A 17,347-nucleotide genomic window follows, 5' to 3' on the forward strand; every position below is an offset into this window, starting at 1 on the left:
GTGAGCATAGAGTGTCGCATCAGGACGATCTATGATGCTTACACCTTCATTTTTGATAATTCGTCTGGAATCACATGAGCCACTATGGAGATCTGACCAGTGAACTGCTGATGGGGATGCGCCTGTATGGCGTGAACTACCAGCGCATCGCGGTAAGCGCGCCATTCGGGTTGCGCTACGAGCACGCGCCGGGCCGGGCGCAGTTCCACTTTGTCGGGCGTGGCTCTCTGCTGGTGCGCAGCGCCTCCGGCGAGGTGTTTCAGCTCAACAGCGGCGATGCGCTGCTGGTGCCACACGGTAAACCGCACAGCCTGATCTCCAGTGAGGAGGCGGACTGCCAGTGCATTAAAAACATGGCGAGCAAGCCGCTCTGCGACAGCGTCTGCGCCATCGCCGCCCCGGAAGATGCCGGTGAGGACGAACACAGCGTACTGCTGTTCAGCGCCTGCATGGCGTTTGAGCTTGGCGGCATGCAGCCGCTGATCAATACCATGCCGGATGTGATGCTGGTGAGCACTCTGCTGTCGCAGTACCCGGAGATTCAGCCGATCCTGGCCGCAATGGAGCGGGAGTCACGCACGCGTCAGGCGGGGTTTGCCGGCATTCTGTCGCGTCTGGCGGATGTCGTGGCCGCACTGATTGTGCGCGGCTGGGTAGAAAACGGCTGCGGCCAGAGTAGCGGGCTGGTGCAGGCAATGCGCGACCCGCGTCTGAGTCAGGCGATTGCCGCGATGCATCGGGAGCCGGGCGAAAACTGGACGGTAGCGCGACTGGCCAGCGTGGCAGGCTGTTCGCGCTCGGTGTTTGCCGGACGTTTTCTCAATGCCACCGGTATGACGCCGCTGCGTTATCTTACGGAGTTGCGGATGCGGCTGGCGGTGCAGCGGATTGTGAACAATGGGGAAGCGGTGGAAGCCGTGGCCTATCATCTCGGCTACGGCTCGATTGCGGCGTTCAGTCGCGCGTTTAAGCGGATCGTTGGTCAGTCGCCTGGCGCGCTGCGTGCCGGACGCGAAAGCACGCAGGCGCTGGCTTCTTAGCGAAAGACGCTGATCGCTTCCACCAGACGGTTAGCCTGATGGGTCATGCGACCAGACGCCTCGGCGCTTTCTGTCACGCGGGCAGCGTTCTGATGGGTGATATCATCGAGATCTTCTACTGCTGAGCTGACCTCGCTGAGCGCCGTCGCCTGTTCGGCCGTGGCGGCACTGATCTGGGCGATTAGCGCAGTGACATTCTGCACCTGCGACACGATATCCTGCATCGTCCGGCCCGCCGCGCTGGCATGCTCATTGCCCGATTTGACCCGGCTGCTGCTGGTTTCAACCAGCATTTTAATCTCGCTGGCGGCTTTAGCGCTGCGTTGCGCCAGGCTGCGAACTTCACCCGCGACCACTGCAAAGCCTTTACCCTGCTCACCTGCCCGCGCCGCTTCCACCGCAGCATTCAACGCCAGAATATTAGTCTGGAAGGCAATGCCGTCGATCACGCTGGTTATATTGGCGATACGCGTTGAGCTGTCGGCAATTTCGCCCATCATGCCCATCATATCCGTCATCACATCGCCGCCTTTGCTGGCGGCGTGACTGGTGCTGGCTGAGAGGCTATTCGCCTCATGTGCAGTTTCGGTGTTGCTCTTCACCGTCGCGGTCATTTCGTTCATGGTCGCCGCGGTTTGCTGCACGTTAGCCGCAGCCTGTTCAGTACGGCGACTCAGTTCGTTGTTACTGCGGGCGATGGCATCACTGGCACTCAGCACATTGATCGCCTGGCCGCTGACATCATCCACCAGCCAGCGGAACATCAATCCGAGCTGGCCAATGGCGCGGAGTGTGACGCCAACCTCATCCACACGATCCATCTGTTCAACCTGATGGCTGGCACCGGTCGCTACGCGGAGCGCCTGTTTGCACATCCGCTCAATAGGACGTGAAATCTGCTGCTCCAGCCACACACTGCAGAGCAGAAGCAGCGCAGCCATTCCCGCAGCAAAGCCTGCCAGTGCAGTGTGGGTCATGCCCAGTGCCCAGACGCCCGCCACCGAGAGAGGCAGTAACGCCATCAGCGTGCTGCGAATCCGCCAGCGCAGGGGCAGCGTCTTCAGGATTGAGGCGGGACGACGCCAGCCGCTGCGCACCAGCAGGCCTTTGTGAAAACGTCGCCCTCTGGCGCGGCCTTCACGAAAATCCTGATAGAGCACTTCTGTCTGACGCACCTCTTCAGCCGTAGGTTTGGTGCGCACGGACATATAACCCTGCACTTTACCGTCGCGTACGACCGGAATGGCATTGGCACGCACCCAGTAGTGGTCGCCGTTTTTCCGGCGGTTTTTGACCAGCGCAGTCCAGGGTTCGCCCTGCTTCAGCGTCGCCCACATATCGGCAAAGGCTTCTGGCGGCATATCGGGGTGACGCACCATGTTATGCGGCTGCCCGTTGATCTCGTCAGCAGTGAATCCGCTTGCTTCGATAAACGCGTCGTTGGCGTAGGTAATGTGGCTGTTGAGATCGGTGGTCGACATCAGTGTCGCATGATCATCGAACAGATATTCACGCTGAGAGACAGGCTGGTTGTTACGCATCAAAAGTCCTTGGAGACCCGACGTCCTGCACGCAACAGTCTGAGGCGCAGCGTGAAAACGGCGGGCTGAGAAATAACGATTACCCTTTTTTATATTTTCGGCATGCCCGCGCCGACTCTTTAGTAATACGCTTTAATTTCTGCCGCGAAAAAAGCCACTTTGCAGCGGCTTTCACACTTTTGATCTGTTTTTATCCGTTAGCCAGACTGGAGAATTCCGGCAGTGGCTTAACTGAGGTCAACATTACGGGTGCCAAACCACCAGGTGAGCAGAAAACCGCCGGTCCATGCGACGATCAGCCCGGCCAGGTAAACTGCCATCCCGGCGAAGATGCCCTGGCTGGAGGTCATCAGTGGCAGAGTGACCAGCCCGGACGGCCCGAATACCGTGTTCATCCCCACTGGCAAACCCAGCCACGCGACCAATCCAATAAAAAAGCCGCCCAGTGCTCCGCCGCCACAGGCGGTGATAAAGGGCTTGAGGCGGGGCAGCGTGACACCATAGATCAGCGGCTCGCCCACCCCAAGCAGGCCGGGGACAATTGCACCTTTAATCTGCGCCCGCAGCAGCGCGCCTTTTTCTGCTTTGCACCAGAGTGCCAGTGATGCGCCGACCTGGCCTGCGCCCGCCATTGCCAGAATCGGAAACAGCGAGTTAAATCCCTGGGTTTCCATCAACGCAAAATAGACAGGAATAAAGCCCTGATGAATACCGAACATCACCGCAATCAGGAACAGTCCAGCCAGCAGCGCGCAGCCAAAGGGATTGTTATTGAGGTGGATAAACAGCCACGACATTCCCTTAAACAGTTCGCCGCCCAGCGGCATAATCAGCAGATAGGTGATGGCGCCCGTGATCACCAGCGTAAACAGCGAGGTGAGGATCATATCCAGGTTGTCAGGAATGATTTTGCGCAGCTGTTTCTCTATCCACGCCCCGATAATCGCCGCCATCAGCACACCGATAATGTTGCCGCGCGGATCGATCGTCAGACCAAAGAAGCTCTCCATACCGCTGTAGTAGCCGGTGGTGGCCGTGGGCACATAGCCGAGCACAAACAGCGAGGCGATGATGGCGCCGTTTACGCCGCTGCCGCCAAAGGCTTTCTGTGCGTTATAGCCGATGAGGATACTGAGAAAGGTGAACAGCCCTTTGCCGAACACCTTCATGTACGCCACGGTGTGCAGCAGCCAGGGCGCGTGATCGCCGGGCGCATTAAGATGGAGACTCTGTTCAATCAGCGTGGCAAATCCCAGCAGCAGTCCCGCGCCGATAAAGCCTGGGATTAGCGGCGTGAAGATAGTGGCGAAGCGCGACAGGAACTGATGCACCCCACTGGTCTGTTTCGCCTTTAGCTGCTGCTTCTGCTGCGCTGCCAGCTGGCTAAGCGCCGCCGTTTCGCCCTGCGAAGCCATTGCAGTATCACCCTGCGACAGCAGGCTTTGCATTCCCTCGGCGGCGGTTTGCGCTTTTCCTGGCCCCACGACAATCTGTAACTGCGCATCGCTGTCGATGACCCCCAGCACGCCCGGCAGGCTTTTTAACCTGGAAAGATCAGCCTGTTCTGGCTGATTCAGCGTCAGGCGGAGCCGTGTCATGCAGTGACCGCAGGCCGCGATATTCTGCGCACCACCGACCGCCTGCAGGATGTCGCGTAACAGTGCCTCGGTGATTTTCGCCATCAGCGTGCCCCCGCTGCCTGTAGCGCCTGACGGATAAAGCCCTGATGCTGACCGAGCAGCGCTTTGGCCTCATCGGCGTCCAGGTCAGCCAGTACCATCAGGATGGCGGTTTTGCAGTGTCCGCCACAGCCGGTCAGCGCCGCACGAGCAGTCGCGTCATCACAATCCGTAGCCTGCATGACGATGTTGACCTGGCGCTGCACCAGTTTCTGGTTAGTGGCTTCCACATCGACCATCAGGTTGCCATAGACTTTTCCGCTGCGGATCATCGATCCGGTGGTGAGCATGTTGAGCACCAGTTTCTGCGCCGTGCCCGCTTTCATGCGGGAGGAGCCGGTGACCACTTCCGGACCGACCACGGGTGTGAGCGCAATGGCGGCAACCTGTGACATCGCGCTGCCCGGATTACAGCTAAGCGACACAGTGGTCGCGCCCAGTTCATTCGCGTAAGCCAGCGCACCCAGCACATAAGGTGTGCGACCACTGGCGGCGATACCGACCAGCACGTCATGGCGGCTAAAATGGATGTCTTTCAAATCCTGCGCGCCCTGTTCCCGGTTATCTTCGGCGTTTTCAACCGCCTGTAGTATTGCGGTGTGGCCGCCGGCAATCAGGCCAATCACCTGCTCACGCGGCGTGCCAAAGGTAGGCGGGCATTCACTGGCATCCAGGATGCCCAGCCGCCCGGAGGTGCCCGCACCGCAATAGATCAGTCGTCCACCTGCACGAAACGCGGCACAGATGGCGTCAACGGCGGTGGCGATTTGCGGCACGATGGCCTCAACCGCCAGCGCCACCTTTTTATCTTCGTCATTAATGACGCGCAGCATCGCTTCGGTGGAGAGTTCATCAATGTTCTGGCTGGCCGGGTTGCGGCCTTCGGTGAGCATCTGGCTGAGGTCGAGTTTCATGGCGGGCTCCGCTAAGGAATAAATTATTCGATTTACTCACTATCATAACGAATGATTAATTCATTGAGTGAGATCTTTTTTCAATGGCTGTGGGGTGGGTCATGTTGCGGGGGATTGGGCTGGTTAGCGTTGAGCTTAAGCAGGGTGCCTGGCATTCGGGGCTTAATGGCTTTGTGATCAGAGCCAGTCAGAAAAGGTTCACCTGATCGTAAAGACGCATTCGTCATCCATGACGCTCGGCCCACGCCATCCCTGGCGGTGGGACGCTTTACTCTTCAGGTGAACCTTTTCTTCCCTTAGGCTGTTTTATTGCTGTTTGTAAAGGGCTTGAGCTTGCCGATAAGATTTAAAAATCCGTGCTGTATCGCAAATAAATCCTTCGATACGCTTTTGATTTTCTTAAAATACAGCGCATAGCTGGCATAAAGGCGGATACAAAGGGGGAGCGGAGTAAAGCGTCCGCCGCATGGATGCGGCGGCCGAGGCCCCAGGGATGGGTTTACGCCGACTTTACGTAGCCACCCTTTGTGTCCGACTGAAAGGCACAATGCGGTTTAAAAGCACGTTGATTTAATCAATATAAAGTTGTGACGTTCTGCAGTCATATAAGGCTGCCAGCTTCTCAAGCGTTTGTTTTTGAGGTTTCTTTCTCGACTCTAACTTCGAAACGCCAGCCTGCGTGATGCCTAATTTGTTCGCGACCTCTTCCTGCGACATTTGCCGATGTAAACGCCAGGCAACATGCAAAGGAACAGATTGCCTCCGGCTGATTTTCATTACGTCATGGGGAATCGTTTCGTCATCATCCGGTCCCGCTTTATAGGTGAGAGGCTCAAATACGTCGTCTAAGTGACGCCCGGCCATGAGCCGGTTAAACAACTCAATGGGGATGACGGCACCCGTGCGGTTCCCGCGCTCGTCTGTCAGAAACTGTATCGCATTCATGGTTAATCACTCCTTACTGCCGCAACAGTCCAGACCTGATCATCTGCTGGCGCGACTTAGCTATGTTCTTATCTGCTCTTAACTCAGTGGTGACGCAGGCTAACCCCAACCGCTTGCTAACGCTTTTTATACGTGGTCGATGTTCTTCTTACGACTTCTAGAATAGCGATAACCACTGGCTGACCTTTCTCTATCTTCCACAGCACGCGGTAGTGACCCACCACCAACTTCATTCGCTTCTCTTTATCATCCGTCAGCTTTTCGACCTTCAGATGGGAATATCAGGCCACTTAGCCAGCGCCTCTACAGCATCTTCGATGGCGTTACCTTCTTTCTGAGGCAGCCCATATAGCTGTTTCAATGCCCTTTTCGTCCAGTTAATTTCTGGCATCCGTCAACACTCCTTGTTGTCAAAGCACGCTTTCAGTCCACCTTTAAAAATAACCAAATTCAGTCATAAAAGCAACGAAAAAGCTATAAAAAGCGTTATGTAGTTATATCTATATAACTAATTTTTTGAATGCTCATCCTGCTAAGAAAGATGACAAAGCCACACAAACAAAAAGGGCCCAACTTTCGTTGAGCCCCTCTTTACGTTAACGCTGTTCTCAGCTTGCGGTCTGTGTACGCAACTGCAGCTCATACTCTTTTGCCTGTTCAGCGTCGAACTGGTTTTCCCAGCGGGCAATCACCAGCACCGCCAGCGCGTTACCGACCACGTTCAGCGCAGTACGCGCCATATCCATGATGCGGTCAACACCGGCGATAAACGCCAGACCTTCAAGAGGAATACCAACGCTGCCCAGCGTGGCCAGCAGCACCACGAACGACACGCCTGGCACACCCGCGATCCCTTTCGAGGTCACCATCAGCGTCAGGACCAGCACAATCTCATCGGTCAGCGACAGGTCAATGCCGTACAGCTGGGCAATAAAGATCGCCGCGATACTCTGATACAGCGTTGAACCATCCAGATTGAACGAATAACCGGTCGGCACCACGAAGCTGGTTATCGCTTTTGGTGCGCCGTAGGCTTCCATCTTCTCCATGATGCGTGGCAACACGGTTTCTGAGCTGGAGGTAGAGTAAGAGAGAATCAGCTCATCCTTCAGGATACGCATCAGCGTAGTAATCCGCAGCTTACAGAAGCGCGCGACTCCGCCCAGCACAACAAAAGCGAAGAACAGAATTGCCGCGTAAACCAGCAGCACCAGCTTAGCCAGCGGCCACAGCGAGGCAAATCCGAAGTTAGCGATGGTCACCGCAATCAGCGCAAACACACCGACTGGCGCATAACGCATGATCATGTGCGTCACTTTAAACATCGTTTCAGAAATGCCACGGAACAGGTTTACCAGCGGATCGCGCTGTTCCGACGGCAGTGACGACAGACCTAAGCCAAACAGCACCGAGAAAAAGATAATCGGCAGCATGTCGCCCTTCGCCATGGAAGCGAAGATATTCTGCGGGATCAGCGACAGAATGGTGGTGACCAGGCTGTGCGGACCGCCCTGTACCTCTGCCGTTGTCGCTTCATATTTAGAGATGTCCACCGTTGCCAGCGTTGACATATCAATGCCGGTGCCGGGTTGAAATACGTTGGCCAGCGTAATACCGACCACAATGGCAAGGGTGGTGATCACTTCAAAGTAGAGAATCGTTTTGACGCCGATGCGTCCCAGCTTTTTTGCATCACCCACGCCAGCGATGCCGACAACCAGGGATGAAATCACAATCGGTACCACAATCATCTTGATAAGATGAATAAAGATATCGCCTGCAGGACTGAGAATGTTAGCGACTAACCATTCACGATTGTCTGGCTGATTATGCAATACAGCACCCACAACGATGCCAAGCACCAGGGCTGTCAGAATCTGCCAGGCCAGGCTGATTTTAAAACCTTTCATAACGCGTAATTTCCTCAGTCAAAACCCGTTTCTCTCTACTGCGAAGGTGCAGAAGACAATACACACAGGGAGTGAGCAAAAAGCCCGGTAAATTAGAGGGTGTTTAGAAACAGCGCCTCGTATGAAAATCTGATGATTCCCATACCCATTTTCAGACGCGGTCTGAGTTGATACCTGCAGAACAGGGGCGAGATAAGTACCATTTTCACTGTGGTAAATGCAACCCCTGGCAGATCCGATTAAAAGTTAGCCACCTAAGCAGCATAAAGTGCTGCCGGAAGTAAAAATACCTAACCTGCTGTTATGAAAAGTAATACTTAGATGAATTTACGCATAGCTATTCACTACTGGTTAAAAAGGCTGCCGGCGCGTTTGCTTGCTTTTTATCCAGCCCATTCCCTTTTAATACCCCTTCTTAATTCCCCATCGCCGTCAGAGCGTTAAACGAAAGTAGCAATCCGGCTTCACGTTTTGCGGCGGAAGCGCTATCACGTGATCTGTGGCGCAAAAAAGAAACAAAGACTCAGGGCAGGCTTTAATTAACCATTGATTGACATATCATTAACATCTTCAAGGAGATCCGCCATGAGCCAAAATCACATTCATCCTGTTCCAGAGAATATTGCAGCAAACACCCTGATTACAGCAGAGCAGTATCAGGCGATGTATCAGCAATCTGTCGACGATCCAGACAGCTTCTGGGGCGAACAGGGCAAAATCCTTGACTGGATTAAGCCTTACAGCAAAGTGAAAAACTGCTCGTTTGCGCCAGGTAACATTAACATTCGCTGGTACGAAGATGGCACGCTCAACCTGGCGGCAAACTGCCTTGACCGTCATCTCGCCACGCGCGGCGATCACCCGGCGATTATCTGGGAAGGCGACGACGCCAGCGAAAGCAAAACCCTGACCTTCCGCCAGCTGCATGCTGAAGTCTGTCGCTTCGCCAACGTGCTGGAGCTGCTGGACGTGAAAAAAGGCGACGTGGTGGCGATCTATATGCCGATGGTGCCGGAAGCCGCGGTGGCAATGCTGGCCTGCGCGCGTATTGGTGCCGTCCACTCGGTGATTTTTGGCGGCTTCTCACCGGAAGCGGTCGCTGGCCGTATCGTCGATTCCAGCGCTTCGCTGGTGATTACGGCCGATGAAGGCATTCGCGCCGGCCGCAGCATTCCGCTGAAGAAAAATGTCGATGACGCATTAAAAAATCCCAACGTCACCAGCGTGAAAAACGTGGTGGTGTTCCAGCGCACCGGTAAAGATGTGGGCTGGGTTGAAGGCCGCGATCAGTGGTGGCATGACCTGATGCTCAACGCCAGCACCAACCATTCTGCAGCCGAAGTCGGCGCGGAAGATCCATTGTTTATCCTTTATACGTCGGGTTCAACCGGTAAACCTAAAGGTGTGCTGCATACCACTGGCGGGTATCTGGTCTATGCCGCCACCACCTTTAAGTTCGTCTTTGATTATCATCAGGATGATATCTACTGGTGCACCGCAGACGTCGGCTGGGTAACCGGTCACAGCTATCTGGTGTATGGTCCGCTGGCCTGTGGTGCCACCACCCTGATGTTTGAAGGGGTGCCGAACTGGCCAACACCGAGCCGCATGGCGGAAGTGGTTGATAAACACAAAGTCACCCTGCTTTACACCGCGCCGACCGCCATCCGTGCGCTGATGGCGGAAGGGGACAAAGCGATTGCCGGCACCGACCGCAGCAGCCTACGCATTATGGGTTCGGTCGGCGAGCCGATTAACCCGGAAGCCTGGGAGTGGTACTACAAGAAAATTGGTAACAGCCGCTGTCCGATTGTGGATACCTGGTGGCAGACCGAAACCGGCGGCTTCATGATCACGCCGCTGCCGGGTGCGACCGAACTGAAAGCCGGTTCCGCCACCCGACCGTTCTTTGGCGTGCAACCGGCGCTGGTGGACAACGAAGGTCAGCCACAGGAAGGTGCCTGTGAAGGCAATCTGGTGATCACCGAGTCGTGGCCGGGACAGGCACGTACCCTCTTTGGCGATCACGACCGTTTTGAGCAGACTTACTTCTCTACCTTTAAAAATGTTTACTTCAGTGGAGACGGTGCCCGTCGCGATGAAGATGGCTACTACTGGATCACGGGACGCGTTGATGACGTGCTCAACGTCTCCGGTCACCGCCTGGGAACCGCTGAGATTGAATCGGCGCTGGTGTCGCACCCTAAAATTGCCGAAGCGGCCGTGGTGGGGATACCTCACAGCATCAAAGGCCAGGCGATTTATGCCTATATCACGCTGAATCACGGCGAAGAGCCTTCGCCAGAGCTGTACACCGAAGTGCGCCAGTGGGTCCGCAAAGAGATTGGCCCCATTGCCACGCCTGATGTGCTGCACTGGACCGACTCACTGCCGAAAACCCGCTCCGGCAAAATCATGCGCCGTATTCTGCGCAAAATTGCCACCGGTGATACCAGCAACCTGGGTGATACCTCTACCCTCGCCGATCCTGGCGTAGTTGAAAAACTGCTTGAGGAGAAACAGTCGATCAAAATGCCTTAAGCGCACGCTGTCCGGCGGGAAGATCGCTTCCCGCCACCCCCGCCCTACGCAGTCTGTTCCGGTAGTCACAAATATTATAACCAGCTGAATCCACGCCCTGTCGTGAGGTTCTTGCCTGCAAGCCCTCTGGAGAAAATGTGATGAATGACGCCCTTTCGAATCAGGATGCAATCAATCAGCAGATTGAACGTAATCCGCTTTTTCATGAGTTAGTCCATAAGCGCCAGGCGTTCGCGACGCTGCTGTCGCTGATTATGCTGGTGCTCTATGTCGGTTTTATCCTGCTGATTGCGTTTGCGCCCGGCTGGCTCGGTACGCCGCTGCATGCCGGAACCAATGTGACGCGCGGCATCCCGATTGGCGTCGGGCTGATTGTGATGTCATTTGTGCTGACCGGTGTCTATGTCTGGCGCGCCAACGGGGAATTTGACCGTTTAACCAAAGCGATCCTCCGCGAGGTGAAATCATGACCCGTCTCACCTTATGGCTACTGGCCCTGATGTTGCCGTTTTCAGCGCTGGCCGCCGATGCGATTACCGGTGCGGTGCAGCGCCAGGCGACCAACTATCAGGCGATTATCATGTTTACGATTTTCGTCGGCGCCACGCTGGGGATTACTTACTGGGCGTCAAAACGCACCCGTTCGCGCAACGACTACTACACTGCGGGCGGCAATATCACCGGCTTTCAGAATGGCCTGGCGATGGCGGGTGACTTCATGTCAGCAGCCTCATTTCTGGGCATTTCGGCGCTGGTTTACACCTCCGGCTATGACGGACTGATCTACTCGCTCGGCTTCCTGGTCGGCTGGCCGATGATTCTGTTTTTAATTGCCGAGCGGCTGCGCAACCTGGGTCGTTATACCTTTGCTGACGTCGCCTCCTATCGTCTGAAGCAGATGCCGATTCGCACCCTGTCAGCCTGCGGTTCGCTGGTGGTGGTGGCGCTCTACCTGATCGCGCAGATGGTGGGTGCCGGTAAGCTTATCCAGCTGCTGTTTGGCCTGAACTATCATGTGGCGGTGGTTCTGGTGGGCATTCTGATGGTGATGTACGTGCTGTTTGGCGGCATGCTGGCAACCACCTGGGTGCAGATCATCAAGGCGGTGCTGCTGCTGTTTGGTGCCTCTTTTATGGCCATCATGGTAATGAAAGCAGCCAATTTCAGCTTTAATACGCTGTTCACCGAAGCGATGGCAGTCCATCCAAAAGGCATCGCGATTATGCAGCCTGGCGGACTGGTGAAAGATCCTATCTCGGCGCTGTCGCTGGGGCTGGGCCTGATGTTTGGTACAGCCGGATTGCCGCACATTCTGATGCGCTTCTTCACCGTCGCGGATGCCAAAGAGGCCCGTAAAAGTGTCTTCTGGGCCACCGGCTTTATGGGTTACTTCTACTTCCTCACCTTTATTATCGGCTTCGGTGCCATCCTGCTGGTGGGCGCTAATCCGGCCTTTAAAGATGCCAGCGGCGCCTTGATTGGTGGGACCAATATGGCGGCGGTGCATCTGGCTAACGCCGTGGGCGGCAGCACCTTCCTGGGCTTTATCTCAGCGGTTGCCTTTGCCACCATTCTGGCCGTGGTCGCGGGCCTGACCCTGGCGGGTGCGTCGGCGGTTTCTCACGACCTCTATGCCAGCGTGTATCGCAAAGGTCAGGCGAGCGAGAAAGATGAGCTGCGGGTTTCTAAAATCACCGTGCTGGCGCTGGGCGTGGTCGCTATTGCGCTGGGTATTCTGTTTGAGAAGCAGAACATCGCCTTTATGGTCGGGCTGGCCTTCTCAATTGCGGCCAGCTGTAACTTCCCGATCATTCTGCTGTCGATGTACTGGTCAAAACTCACCACGCGCGGCGCGATGGTGGGCGGCTGGCTGGGTCTGCTGACTGCCGTCATTCTGATGATCCTTGGCCCAACCGTGTGGGTGCAGGTGCTGGGAAATGCGACACCGATTTTCCCGTATGAATATCCGGCGCTGTTCTCCATGGTAGTGGCATTTGTGGGCATCTGGCTCTTCTCTGTCACCGACCATTCGCAGCAGGGCGCAGAGGAACGTTCGCGCTTCCGCGCACAGTTTATTCGCTCGCAGACGGGCACCGGCATTGAACAGGGTAAGGCGCACTGATCGCCGTTTAACATTGATAACGAGCAGCCAATAAAAAAGGGCGACTACAGAAGTAGTCGCCCTTCTCTTTCACGCAACAGAATCAGAAGCGCAGAGATGCACCCACGTACGGGCCATCGACCAGCACGTTATCTTTGCGTCCATCTTTGTTGTTCAGTTCGATGTACTGATAACCCACACGCAGGTTAAGCAGTGAAACCGGCGTGAAGCTCAGGCCGCCAGCGGCTTCCTGATAGCTGTCGAGGTGATCGGTGAACGACTCTGGCGCGTAATAATACTCACCATACAGGCCCCACATGCTGTTGAAGCTGTAGTGTGCTGCACCACCCAGCGCCACCGCAAATCCATCTTTTCCATCTTCAGGATGGGTGAAAATCGCTTTTGCGGTCGGCGCCAGACGCAGCGGCCCGAAATCAACGTTGTAACCCAGACCGGCACCGTAGGTGCTGCCGTCATGGTCGCTACGCAGCCAGTTACCTTTCAGAAACAGACCGGGTGTTGTGGTGCCCAGACCCAGGTTCAGGTTGGTGTTGTGTTCGCTGACATCAACACTGCCTTCAATTGCCTGAGCGGCGCCGCTCAGTAAAACCAGCCCAAGGGCGCTCCCGGTAACAAGTTGCTTAAACATGATTCCACTCCGTGAAGGACAATTAATTCGGCCGCAAGGTTAACAGCCTGAAACGGAGAGACAACAAAATCCGGGAAACTTTACGTAAAAATACGTGTCGCGTTCAGAATTACCGCTGCCTCTGCGCTACGCAGTGTAGACTATATTGTCCACATCAGGTGTCCAATCAGCGGAGCCAGCACCACGGTCACTACGCCCGAGAGCATCATAACCAGGCTGGCGACCACGCCCTCCTGCTGCCCAAGCTGATAAGCACGCGCCGTTCCGGCACCGTGCGACGCAGCCCCAAACCCGGCCCCTTTCGCCACACCCTGCTTGATTGCGAGGCGCAGAAACAGCACGTCACCTACCGCCATGCCAAACACGCCAGTGATGACCACAAACAGCGCAACCAGATCGGGCTGACCGCCAATTGGTCCGGCTGCGGCCAGCGCAAACGGGGTAGTAATGGAGCGCACCGCCAGACTGCGCTGGATTGACTCTGGCAGCGTCAACAGCCGCGCCAGCCAGACCGAGCTGCAGACAGCGACAACCGTGGCGGTCAATACGCCCGCGCTCAGGGATAGCCAGTGCCGCTTAATAATCTCCACGTTCTCATAGACTGGCACTGCAAACGCCAGCGTAGCGGGTCCCAGCAACCAGAGCAGCCAGTGGTTTTCAGCAATGTAATCCTGCCAGCTGATGTGCGTCAGCAGCAGCAGTCCGACCAGCACCAGCGGCGTCATGACCAGTGGCATTAACAGCAGTGTCCGCCAGCGGCTATAAAGCCGTTTATTCAGCGCATACACCAGCAGCGTAACCGCGACACACAAGAGACTGATGATAAAATCACGCATCTGGATTCTGCTTACGCGCGGCGCGCGCGACTTCATACTGATAAAGCCGGTCCACGACCCAGGCGGTCGACGCCAGCACCAGCGTCGTACTGACACCAATCACCACACAGATGCGCCAGCCATCCACACGCAGCAGCGCGCCATAGTTCACGACCGCCACTACCGCCGGAATAAAAAACAGCAACATTTCGGCCAGCAGCCAGCGTGACCCGGCTTTTACCCAGTTCAGCGGCACAATCCGCGTTACGATCAACGCCAGCAGCACCAGCATCCCGACGATATTGGCAGGCAGTGGCAGGTGCAGCCAGCTCACCAGCTGTTGACTGGCGACAAACAGGCCAATATATAACCCTACCTGCAGTGGCAGGCTAAGCCATTGCACTGCGCGGTTGCTGAGTGGAGTGAGTGCTAACGCCATCGCCTGTCTCCCCGATTAAATTGATGTCGCCAGTATAAAACGCCAACAGAGTGTGAAAAAAATGAATTAAAATTATCGTAATCATGCCTGAAAGGAATAGTTATGGACGTGCGCGCCCTGCGTTACTTTACTGAAGTGGTTCGCCAGCAGAGTTTTACCCGCGCGGCACAAAAGCTGTTTGTGACGCAGCCAACCATCAGCAAAATGCTGCGCCAGCTGGAGGAGGAGCTGGGCTGTACGCTGATCCTGCGCGATGGCCGTCGTCTTCATCTTACCGACAGCGGTCAGGCGGTCTATCAGCGTGGCCTGGCGATCCTGCAGGAGTTTCATCAGCTGGAAGCGGAGATTGGTGACATCAACCAGCTTAAAACCGGCGAGCTGCGACTCGGCATTCCGCCGATGGTCGGTATGCAGATAGCCGGATCGATTTCCGCCTTTCGCCGCCGCTATCCCGGCGTTCAGCTGAAAATCTCTGAGTTCGGCGGTCTGACCGTTCAGCAGGCGGTGCTGGCGGGCAGTCTGGATATCGCCCTGACCGCACTGCCGGTCGACGCTGAGCTGCCGCTGAACACCCTGCCCCTGATGCATCATCCGCTTTGCGTGCTGCTGCCGCGTCGCCCGGAGTGGCTCAGCCGCCAGCAGATTGGACTGGCAGAACTGGCCGCGCATCCGCTGCTGATTTTCAATGAGGAGTTTTCGCTGAATCGTCAGCTAATGCAGGCGTTTCAGCGGCTTAACCTGACGCCCACGGTGGCAGTGCGGAGCGGTCAGTGGGATTTTCTGGCGGCGATGGTGCAGGCGGAAATGGGGCTGGCGATTCTGCCAGAGCCTATCTGTCAGCGGCTGGATAAGCAGTCGCTCTTGTGGCTGCCGCTGGAATCGGAACTGAAGTGGAGTCTGGGTTTAATCTGGCGGGAAGGGAGTTATCTGTCGCGCAGTGCGCAGGCGTGGATCAACTGTTGCCGGGAGCACTGGCCGGATGAGCCGCCGCGCCTGTCGGTGTGAAAGGCTGGCACGCCCGCATGAATGCGCAGGCGTGCCGGTCAGACTTACTCTTCTTTTTCGATCAGCAACGCTTCCAGTAGGTCCAAATCGTGCAGTAACGTCTGCATCGTCTCATTGGAAATTTGCTGGGTCGCGCGCAGATGATAGAGCTCCGCGCGCTCGGCACGCAATCCGGTCAGACGGAAGCGACGCTCAAGGTTCTCAGCATACAGCGCGTGTTCGAGGTCATTCTTTCCTTCGGCACGACGACGCAGGTTGCCAATCACTCGCAGACTCACCTCTTTGAGCAGTTCCGGATCGATGTTCTCTTCCGATCCGTTATCCAGTCGCTCTTCCATCTTGTGAAGGCTTTCAATCGCGGCGCCTGCCATTACCGCACGGGCATTCTGCAGCTCACGGCGGTGCGCACCTTTATCAATGGTATCCACGCCACGCAGGAGAATCGGCAGCAGCACTACGCCCACCAGCAATGAGAACAGAATCACACCGGTGGCGATAAACACCAGCTCATAACGCGCCGGGAAAGGCTCGCCATTGGTCAGGAACAGCGGAATCGACAGCACACCGGCCAGCGTAATGGCACCGCGCACTCCAGCAAAAGAGGCGATCAACAGCTCACGTAGCGAGTAGTTAGAGAACTCCATCGGCTTCTTCTTCAGCAGCCGTTTGCTGAAACGCTGCATAATCCACAGCCAGCCAAAACGCACGATCATCAGCGCGGCGTAGACCAGCCCGATATCGGCAAACAGCATCCAGAGTTCGACGTTCGGATCGGCCTGTGCCTGGTCGATTGAGGTCTGCAGAATATCCGGCAGCTGCAGGCCCAGCATCAGGAAGACCATGCCGTTGAACACGAACTCCAGCATCTGCCAGACGCTGTTTGCACGCAGACGCATCGCCAGCGGGGCCTGACGAATAATACCGGAACGGGTGATGGTCATACCGGCCGCCACCGCCGCCAGGATGCCTGAAACACCCAGATGTTCAGCAATCAGATAAGAGGCGAAAGGCAATAGCAGCAGCAGTACGGTCTGAGTGGCCGGATCGTCACCGCTCCAGCGGCTGAGCAGGCGCAACGACTTACCGTAGAGCCAGCAGATTGCCACACCCGCGACCAGGCCACCCACGGCGACCTTCAGAAACTCAATGCTGGCACCGCCCCAGGTAAACACCATCGTGCCCATGGCAACGGCCACGGCAAATTTCAGTGAAACCAGACCCGATGCATCATTCATCAGGGCTTCACCCTGCACAATCGACATAATCTTTTTGGGAATGCGGCCTTCACCCACAATGCCGGAAAGCGCCACGGCATCGGTAGGCGACAACACGGCCGCCAGCGCCAGCGCCGGAATCAACGGGATACCCGGCACCAGCCAGTAGATCAGATAGCCAATGCCGAACACCGTAATCAGCACCAGCGCCAGCGCTAAGCCAATTATCTCGCGGCCATGATGCAGGAACTCACTGATGGGCGTCTTCCAGCCATCCGCAAACAGCAACGGCGGAATGAACAGCACCAGAAACAGCTCTGGATCAAAGTCGACATGCAGACCAAACGTTGGCCAGGCCAGCATCGCACCCACGGCGATCTGAACGAGTGGCAAGGGGATCTGAAAAGGGAGAATACGAGCCGCGACGCCAGAGAGCGACACGACCAGCGTCATGATGAGAATTGTAAAAAAGATTTCCATGCTTTCCTTAGGCGTCGTTTCTTTCAATCATTGGTTAAGCATTAAAGTGTAAAACAAACTGCGGTGAAGGGTGT

15 protein-coding genes are annotated in these 17,347 nt (G+C 56.1%); 5 read left to right on the top strand and 10 right to left on the bottom strand.

Features of this window, described 5'->3' with window-relative positions; translation table 11 throughout:
- The first annotated feature begins 74 nt into the window (after positions 1 to 74).
- Positions 75 to 1,040, top strand: a complete 966-nt coding sequence (locus KTJ90_RS17650) for an AraC family transcriptional regulator (protein WP_039660656.1) — start codon at positions 75 to 77, stop codon at positions 1,038 to 1,040.
- Here the strand turns inward: KTJ90_RS17650 and KTJ90_RS17655 are convergent.
- The 6 genes from KTJ90_RS17655 to gltP all read right to left on the bottom strand — a co-directional run bounded on the left by KTJ90_RS17655 (position 1,037) and on the right by gltP (position 8,029).
- Positions 1,037 to 2,581, bottom strand: coding sequence for a methyl-accepting chemotaxis protein (locus tag KTJ90_RS17655; RefSeq protein WP_003855708.1), 1,545 nt, complete (start codon positions 2,579 to 2,581; stop codon positions 1,037 to 1,039). The genes KTJ90_RS17650 and KTJ90_RS17655 overlap by 4 nt on opposite strands.
- 227 nt (positions 2,582 to 2,808) lie before the next feature.
- On the bottom strand, positions 2,809 to 4,263 hold the full coding sequence (murP, locus tag KTJ90_RS17660; RefSeq protein ID WP_499025612.1) for a PTS N-acetylmuramic acid transporter subunit IIBC: 1,455 nt from the start codon (positions 4,261 to 4,263) through the stop codon (positions 2,809 to 2,811).
- On the bottom strand, positions 4,263 to 5,174 hold the full coding sequence (gene murQ, locus KTJ90_RS17665; protein WP_003855710.1) for an N-acetylmuramic acid 6-phosphate etherase: 912 nt from the start codon (positions 5,172 to 5,174) through the stop codon (positions 4,263 to 4,265). Before murQ ends, murP begins: the two co-directional genes overlap by 1 nt.
- Positions 5,175 to 5,744: 570 nt before the next feature.
- On the bottom strand, positions 5,745 to 6,119 hold the full coding sequence (locus KTJ90_RS17670; RefSeq protein WP_003855711.1) for a helix-turn-helix domain-containing protein: 375 nt from the start codon (positions 6,117 to 6,119) through the stop codon (positions 5,745 to 5,747).
- Positions 6,120 to 6,387: 268 nt separating this feature from the next.
- Complete coding sequence (locus KTJ90_RS17675) at positions 6,388 to 6,510, bottom strand: type II toxin-antitoxin system RelE family toxin (RefSeq protein WP_003855712.1); 123 nt, start codon at positions 6,508 to 6,510, stop codon at positions 6,388 to 6,390.
- 217 nt (positions 6,511 to 6,727) lie between these two features.
- Positions 6,728 to 8,029, bottom strand: a complete 1,302-nt coding sequence (gltP, locus tag KTJ90_RS17680; RefSeq protein ID WP_039660663.1) for a glutamate/aspartate:proton symporter GltP — start codon at positions 8,027 to 8,029, stop codon at positions 6,728 to 6,730.
- Between the two features lie 585 nt (positions 8,030 to 8,614).
- Between gltP and acs the strand changes: the two genes are divergently transcribed.
- The 3 genes from acs (at position 8,615) to KTJ90_RS17695 (ending at position 12,692) form a co-directional block, all read left to right on the top strand.
- Entirely contained in the window at positions 8,615 to 10,570 is a 1,956-nt protein-coding gene (gene acs / locus KTJ90_RS17685) for an acetate--CoA ligase (RefSeq protein ID WP_008926618.1), read from the top strand.
- 140 nt (positions 10,571 to 10,710) lie between these two features.
- On the top strand, positions 10,711 to 11,040 hold the full coding sequence (locus KTJ90_RS17690; protein ID WP_003855715.1) for a DUF485 domain-containing protein: 330 nt from the start codon (positions 10,711 to 10,713) through the stop codon (positions 11,038 to 11,040).
- The gene (locus KTJ90_RS17695) at positions 11,037 to 12,692 is read left to right on the top strand and encodes a cation acetate symporter (protein WP_003855716.1); all 1,656 of its coding nucleotides are present in this window, start codon (positions 11,037 to 11,039) and stop codon (positions 12,690 to 12,692) included. The genes KTJ90_RS17690 and KTJ90_RS17695 overlap by 4 nt, the downstream gene beginning before the upstream one ends.
- Positions 12,693 to 12,774: 82 nt before the next feature.
- Here KTJ90_RS17695 and KTJ90_RS17700 read toward each other — a convergent pair whose 3' ends face one another.
- From KTJ90_RS17700 to KTJ90_RS17710, 3 genes are all read right to left on the bottom strand, one after another.
- On the bottom strand, positions 12,775 to 13,320 hold the full coding sequence (locus KTJ90_RS17700; protein WP_003855717.1) for a YfaZ family outer membrane protein: 546 nt from the start codon (positions 13,318 to 13,320) through the stop codon (positions 12,775 to 12,777).
- Between the two features lie 140 nt (positions 13,321 to 13,460).
- Positions 13,461 to 14,156, bottom strand: coding sequence for an LrgB family protein (locus tag KTJ90_RS17705; protein WP_039660666.1), 696 nt, complete (start codon positions 14,154 to 14,156; stop codon positions 13,461 to 13,463).
- Entirely contained in the window at positions 14,149 to 14,574 is a 426-nt protein-coding gene (locus KTJ90_RS17710) for a CidA/LrgA family protein (RefSeq protein WP_033763398.1), read from the bottom strand. Before KTJ90_RS17710 ends, KTJ90_RS17705 begins: the two co-directional genes overlap by 8 nt.
- A 102-nt stretch (positions 14,575 to 14,676) precedes the next feature.
- Between KTJ90_RS17710 and KTJ90_RS17715 the strand changes: the two genes are divergently transcribed.
- Positions 14,677 to 15,579: a LysR family transcriptional regulator gene (locus tag KTJ90_RS17715; protein WP_008926616.1), complete on the top strand. Its 903-nt coding sequence runs from the start codon at positions 14,677 to 14,679 to the stop codon at positions 15,577 to 15,579.
- Between the two features lie 44 nt (positions 15,580 to 15,623).
- Here the strand turns inward: KTJ90_RS17715 and KTJ90_RS17720 are convergent, their stop codons facing one another.
- The gene (locus tag KTJ90_RS17720) at positions 15,624 to 17,273 is read right to left on the bottom strand and encodes a Na+/H+ antiporter (protein WP_003855721.1); all 1,650 of its coding nucleotides are present in this window, start codon (positions 17,271 to 17,273) and stop codon (positions 15,624 to 15,626) included.
- Positions 17,274 to 17,347 lie beyond the last annotated feature (74 nt).

This window comes from Pantoea jilinensis, assembly GCF_019104105.1.
GTDB lineage: Bacteria > Pseudomonadota > Gammaproteobacteria > Enterobacterales > Enterobacteriaceae > Pantoea > Pantoea eucalypti.